This window comes from Moorena sp. SIO3H5 (assembly GCF_010692395.1).
In the GTDB taxonomy this organism is placed as follows: domain Bacteria; phylum Cyanobacteriota; class Cyanobacteriia; order Cyanobacteriales; family Coleofasciculaceae; genus Moorena.
Genome location: NZ_JAAHHS010000455.1, coordinates 1 through 5,754, shown reverse-complemented (window position 1 = coordinate 5,754; position 5,754 = coordinate 1). Strand labels below are relative to the sequence as shown.

At 43.6% G+C, this 5,754-nt stretch carries 5 protein-coding genes; all 5 read right to left on the bottom strand.

Features of this window, described 5'->3' with window-relative positions:
• A partial coding sequence (locus F6K52_RS31110) for an ABC transporter transmembrane domain-containing protein (RefSeq protein WP_293088025.1) occupies nt 1-1,916 on the bottom strand: 1,916 nt, incomplete at its 3' end.
• Between the two features lie 506 nt (nt 1,917-2,422).
• On the bottom strand, nt 2,423-3,154 hold the full coding sequence (locus tag F6K52_RS31105) for a peptidylprolyl isomerase (protein WP_293088022.1): 732 nt from the start codon (nt 3,152-3,154) through the stop codon (nt 2,423-2,425).
• A gap of 138 nt (nt 3,155-3,292) precedes the next feature.
• Nucleotides 3,293-3,475: a hypothetical protein gene (locus F6K52_RS31100; RefSeq protein WP_293088020.1), complete on the bottom strand. Its 183-nt coding sequence runs from the start codon at nt 3,473-3,475 to the stop codon at nt 3,293-3,295.
• Nucleotides 3,476-3,825: 350 nt separating this feature from the next.
• Nucleotides 3,826-4,668, bottom strand: coding sequence for a PEP-CTERM sorting domain-containing protein (locus F6K52_RS31095; protein ID WP_293088017.1), 843 nt, complete (start codon nt 4,666-4,668; stop codon nt 3,826-3,828).
• A 192-nt stretch (nt 4,669-4,860) separates the two neighbouring features.
• Nucleotides 4,861-5,343: a hypothetical protein gene (locus F6K52_RS31090; protein ID WP_293088015.1), complete on the bottom strand. Its 483-nt coding sequence runs from the start codon at nt 5,341-5,343 to the stop codon at nt 4,861-4,863.
• Nucleotides 5,344-5,754: the final 411 nt, after the last annotated feature.

The window sequence follows — 5,754 nt, the reverse complement described above, 5'->3', positions numbered from 1 at the left end:
TCTTGCCATTTCCAACGCGATCGCAATTCAATATTCTGGGCTTTGACCGTGGAAATGCCAGATAAGACCTCCACTAGATAGGATTGGGTTTGAGCATTCCGTTCCGCTTTATTGCGTAGCTGTTGCCGGACAATTGGGGAAACGATCAGGGTCAGGAGCATGAACAAAGGAATTACTGACAAAGTCACCACGGTCAGCACCCAACTAAACATGAACATGACCACGATGTAGATTATAGAAAAGACTGAATCTAACACCACGGTTAGGGCTGTCCCGGTCAAAAAGGAGCGGATATTTTCTAGCTCATTGATGCGAGTGGACAACTCTCCAACGGGTCGTTTCTCGAAATAGTTTAACGGTAAGCGCAACAGGTGGTCGATAATCTCGGAACCAAGAGACATATCGATACGGTTGGTCGTATCTACAAACAGGTAGGTACGCAGGGTGATTAAAACCCCCTCAAAAACCGACACCACCAACAGTAAAATTCCCAGTACTTGCAAGGTATCGGTACTGTTTTGGGAAATCACTTTGTCAATCAGTACCCGGATAATCAAGGGATAGGCGAGACCTAACAGTTGAACAAAGAAAGAAGCAATTAAAACTTCTGCCAACACCTTGCGGTAACGAACGATAGAAGGCCAAAACCAACTCAGACCAAACCGCTGGGTAGGGGTGTCTTTGGTAGGTTTTAACAGAAGTACTTGCCCGCCTTCTCCCCAGTTTTCTTCAAAATCTTTGGGTTTAAGGCGTTGGATTCCCAACTGTGGCACCGCCAGCACTATTTGCCGTTCACTGGCTTCATAGAGAATAGCTAAGCTATCGTGCCACAATAGCATCGCTGGGGTCGGTAAACGTTTGATAGCGTTAGCTGGTACTGTTGCCAGTTGGGCAGTTAATCCCATCAGTTCTGCCACTGCACCACAGTTCTGAAGGGAGATTTGACCGGTGCGAGCATGCTGGTTTTTTAGCACCTTCCGTATACTATCTTTGCGGAAAGGCATTTTAAAGTACTTACTCAGCATTTGGAAACAAGCCAAGGATTCCTGCACCGCTCCTTTACCCCGTATAAAAGGGAATTTTGTAGGAGTAGTCTGCTCCGTGTAAATCGTCTCAGGAGCCTCATCCGGTCGGTCTGGAGCCTGGGGAATATCGTCTTGAGGTATACTGCGAATTGTATCGGTAGGCTCAGCCAGGGTTGCTGAGTCAGTGGCGCTTTGCTCAGAGAAAATAGCTTCTGGAATTCCCACCAAGCGCGTTGCACCATGACCATTGACCTGTAAGCTAGACAATGCTTCCGAACTCAGACAAGACCCTACTGGTAAATTGGCGGCTGCTCCCCCACTCACAAACCATACTCGATTGGGGTCGAGTTGGCTTGACATTTGCTTGCCCCGAGGTAGGTTATAAACTAAAGCGTCTGACCAGGCTAACAGGGCAAGTGCTTTGAGGTCAGTCTCTGCCTCAGCCCGACGCCCCAACTCTGTTCCCAAAAGATCAAAGATTTCCACTAGACCACAACGGGCTTTGAAGGCATCTGAGAAAGATTTTTCTGTATCTAGCAGCCCTAAGAAGTCAGCCACATTGATGGTGACACAAACCGTTTCCACCGATGCGATCGCAGTTTCACACGGTACTCCCCTGACCAAACTTACCCAGCCAAGAATCGCTCCTGGTTGTAGTAATTTGAGGGTTGTGGGGGTTTGACGGCGTTGGTCATAGCCAATGAGACGGGCTTTACCTTGGAATAGAATCGAGACTTGGCCTGGCATTTTATCCCTGACCACAATTGTCTGACCCATGCGGTAGCGCAATAGTTGGCAACTAGTAGACAGTTTTTGCCGTGCTGCCCTTGACAATTGATTGAAGGGAGTTATACCAGCTAGAAACTCTTGAATTGTTGTTGTATAGGTCATTGAGCCTCTTAGGATTTGAGATTAGTTAGCTAAAGGAGATTAGTATGCAATTTAATAACAGCTTCTCATGAGGTATTTATGAGGATATGCTACAAATACTAGGTCTGTCTTTTATGTAAAGACTCTGTAGAGCACCCTAGGACTTGCTTAGCGCTTCTTTCATTAAGAAATGTAACTAGTTCGCTATGCTATGATTGAAAGGGGGAAAATCTATTGAGACTAGCCTTAAACAACAAAAAAAAATTTACCAGATCGCCATAGACTACTGATCATTTAGCCACTGCACAGTTTCAGGTAACCCATATTTGCAAGCTAGACAGGTTTTTCGGAATCTTCTCCATCTGGCGCGAGATGATCAAAGCGATGCAGCGCGGTCTTGGGGGTTTCCCCCATGAGCGACTGCATCAAGACACTATTAGCCAAATCCCGCCCATGTTCCCCCAAATCCGGAATCAAAGCCGCTATCTTTAGTTTCTTGAGTTTAGTTTCATAAGAGAGTAAAGTTGTTAATCTAGCGCTGCTAATTGCTGATTCAGTTGCTCACTGAGCCAGGTGCTGAAACATTCATTCAGCAGTCGCTGACGCATCGAATCATCTAACTGGGCTGGCATAAACTTTTCCAAACGCACGATTAACAGCCATTCTCCCAAGCGTGTCGGTGGGAACAATTGTCCGGGTTGGCTCAGGCGAAGCATTTGGGCTAACGCGGGGTGAGGTACACTCAGTTCAACTGGACCGATTAATCCCCCAGTCTGAGCTTCTGGTCCTTGGGAATATTCCCTGGCTAGGTCAGCAAAAGACTCTTCTCCTTCTTGAATGCGGAAATAGATTTCTTGGGCTACCCCTGGGTCTTTAGTCCGAATCAGGGAATAAATCACTCGGTCTAATTGTCCCTTCCGTTCCAGAAAATAAGATTCCAGTTTGTGACTCCAGGTTTGTTGTTTGTATTTCTCAATCAGAATACTTCGTACAGCTAGGGCTTCTAATTGAGCTGGAACCATACCACGCTGCTTTAGCCAAGCTTGTTTAGCCGCCTCGTCAATGAGCTGATTTTTTTCCAAGAACTGCTGATAGGCTTGAGCCTTCTCCTCTGGTGTGCAGCTTGCGGTAGCCACTGCCTCGTCAATGATAATCTCACGGATTAACGGTGGCAGCAATTGGTAACCAGCTAGCAGGGGAACAATTTCTTCTGCATTAATGACGCGATCGCCTATTCGTAAAACTGTAGTTGTCCCCATAATAAATGTTTGGCTTTGTGGTAGCGCGGTTATGGATATAATTTAGATATCGCCCACTGTATATTATAATTCCTAAATTTCAAGCTTCAACAGTACAGTTTTTCTACAACCTACGAAACTAGGGCAAACGGTAAAGCGCTAATCGGGAATTGCTACTGGGTAACTTACTACTGACACCACACTGATGTCATACCAAAGTTGCAGTAATGGGGTTGATTTTGCCTTGCCCACGGAGCTTTTGCTTATTCGTTGAGGGTCAGTTCTAAGCAACTGGACTGACCGCTGATAGCTGATAGCTGAGTACCAACGACTTAGTATCACTATTTATATTAAGTTTTAAAAAGACTTCGGGATTGCCAAATCATTCTGATCAAAGGATCTCAGATAACAATACCAGGAGTACATGCCCTAGAGCACCGAGCTATTACAAGGCTATAACAAGTTGCGGAGAGTGGTTTTACCTTGGTAACTGATTACTAAAATAGCTATTGTTTCAGAATAACATAATTCTGATTTTAGAGCATATGTAACTAAACTAAGAGATTGTCCTGGGGTTGAGATCGGTTTGAAACGAAACTATTGCAGAATAAAAATTGTCGATGGCTTTCTGTAATGATAATAATTACTGAGCAACCAAAACTCGCTGCTTATCGCTCTAGTTCATTGGCATGCTAGATCTGTGTTTTACTAGTTCCCTCACACTTTTGTTTGTGTTTGTTCAACTGAGTTCTCACCCCTAAAGCCCCAATGGCGAGTAACGCCAATACAGAGGTTGGTTCTGGAACTGAGGTAGGATCAGTTGGTTTTGGCACTGAGGGGGGATCAGGTTTTGGAACTGGCGGGGGATCCGGTACTTCGAGTCTAACTACATTGACATTATCGATTAGTACTCCTGAATCAAAGGCACCATCTCCAACATCTGTCACACCTATGGTCAGGGTGTAGGTTCCAGAGGAAGCAATTTTCTGAGAGTAGGTGCTAAAACCAGTTTCATTCACAAACGGTGTCATAGAATCAGCTAATACTGAGAACGTATCAGCCAAACCATTCACCTGACCGGAAATTCCCACAAAAGCGAAGTCATTAAAATATTCGGAACCGAAATCATCTGTGAGGAAGTTGTAATCGAAATTAAGAACATCTCCTGCAACTGCTGTAAAGCTAGTTCTGATTGCTGATCCTTCAAACACCTCTCCCTTTCCACTGCCCAGATTATCCAGCGCTGTAATGTTCAGCTCTAGAAAATTAGCTAGCTCCAGGAAGTTCTCTTGTTCCTGGGGAAGGAATGTATCTAGCTGGGCATAGAAACTGCCGTCAGTAGGTTGACTACCAAAAGATGCAGTGCGCACAGACGCACTCCCCAATGTTTCCCAGCCGGTAAAATCGTTTTCAAAACTACCATTAGTGATGATGGTACCTGAGGCAGGATTAGCATCAAATAAACTGGCAAAACCGATCAGGCTGACAATACCTGTTCTCAAAGAGAAGCGCTTGTGTTTTTTAAGGTGAAACATATTTATTATCTTTGTTGAGAACTAGAGATTAGTCATGGGTAGATGCTTCCCAGTTCCAAAGTGGATATTTTTTCCGAGTAGACGCTCTTAACCAATCTGACAGTCTTGGGTTGAAGACTGACCGGGTTGCTGATTGGTTCCACACCTAATCTCGAAGCTGATCCTGACAATCCGCGCATCACCTGCGGTTAATCATCCGATGATAAAATCGCCATCAACTATATCTATATCTATATCGTTTGCATTAACACCTTTCAGGATAGCTAATGTTCTGAAGGGCTTGTTGCCTTCAAGACCATCTGGATCTACTCTAATATAAGTATCTGAGCCAAACTGATCAATTTTCAACCAATCTCCAACATTGGCATCTGAATTCAAACCTTCCGTTTGAACAAGATCCCAAAAGAAACCAGAGGTTAGAACTACAATATCTTCATCGTTGGGATCGAAGTTTTCGATGATGTCCATCCTCTCGGAAAAGTTAGTATACCAGGTCAGATCACTATCATGATCATAACCAAGGTCGATATAGTCACCTCCGAGACCTCCGAATACAGTGTCAGCCCCCCCTTGAGCCTCGATATTATCTCGCCCATCGGTACCTGTGAGCCAGTCTGCGTTGTCTGTGCCATGTAGTTGATTAACATTTCGTGGATTAATATCTCGGATTGTCATAAGTGTTTAGTATGTGCTAACTCTGTGGTTTTTGATTGTTTTAATCATTTACTTTAAGTCATTAGCAGAGGCAAGATTTTTCTCTATTAACGAGAAAATACTATTTACTGCTACTGAGGGTTTAGAGTGGCAGCACACCCAGGAATAACTCTCCTCAAAGAGAAAAATCAATTTTTCTCTTTGTCCATAAAAACCAGATAAATTCTAACTCAATATTTACCACTATAAAATCGTTTTTTATCCTAAAAATATATCGCATTCATAATCTTTACCAACAGTTTAATAATAGTGATAATTTGTGTAAAAAATGTGAAGCAATTTTATAATAATAAGGTCAAGTGGTGATGCCTATTATTAATTTTTCAATCCAGTTGGAGTAAAATCCGGAATACTTGTCTGATAGTTTTTTTA

What these genes read in the sequence shown, in the direction of transcription:
- F6K52_RS31105 (WP_293088022.1), bottom strand. Translation starts at nt 3,154, where the DNA reads ATGGGGACAACTACAGTTTTACGAATAGGCGATCGCGTCATTAATGCA.
- F6K52_RS31095 (WP_293088017.1), bottom strand. Translation starts at nt 4,668, where the DNA reads ATGTTTCACCTTAAAAAACACAAGCGCTTCTCTTTGAGAACAGGTATT.
- F6K52_RS31090 (WP_293088015.1), bottom strand. Translation starts at nt 5,343, where the DNA reads ATGACAATCCGAGATATTAATCCACGAAATGTTAATCAACTACATGGC.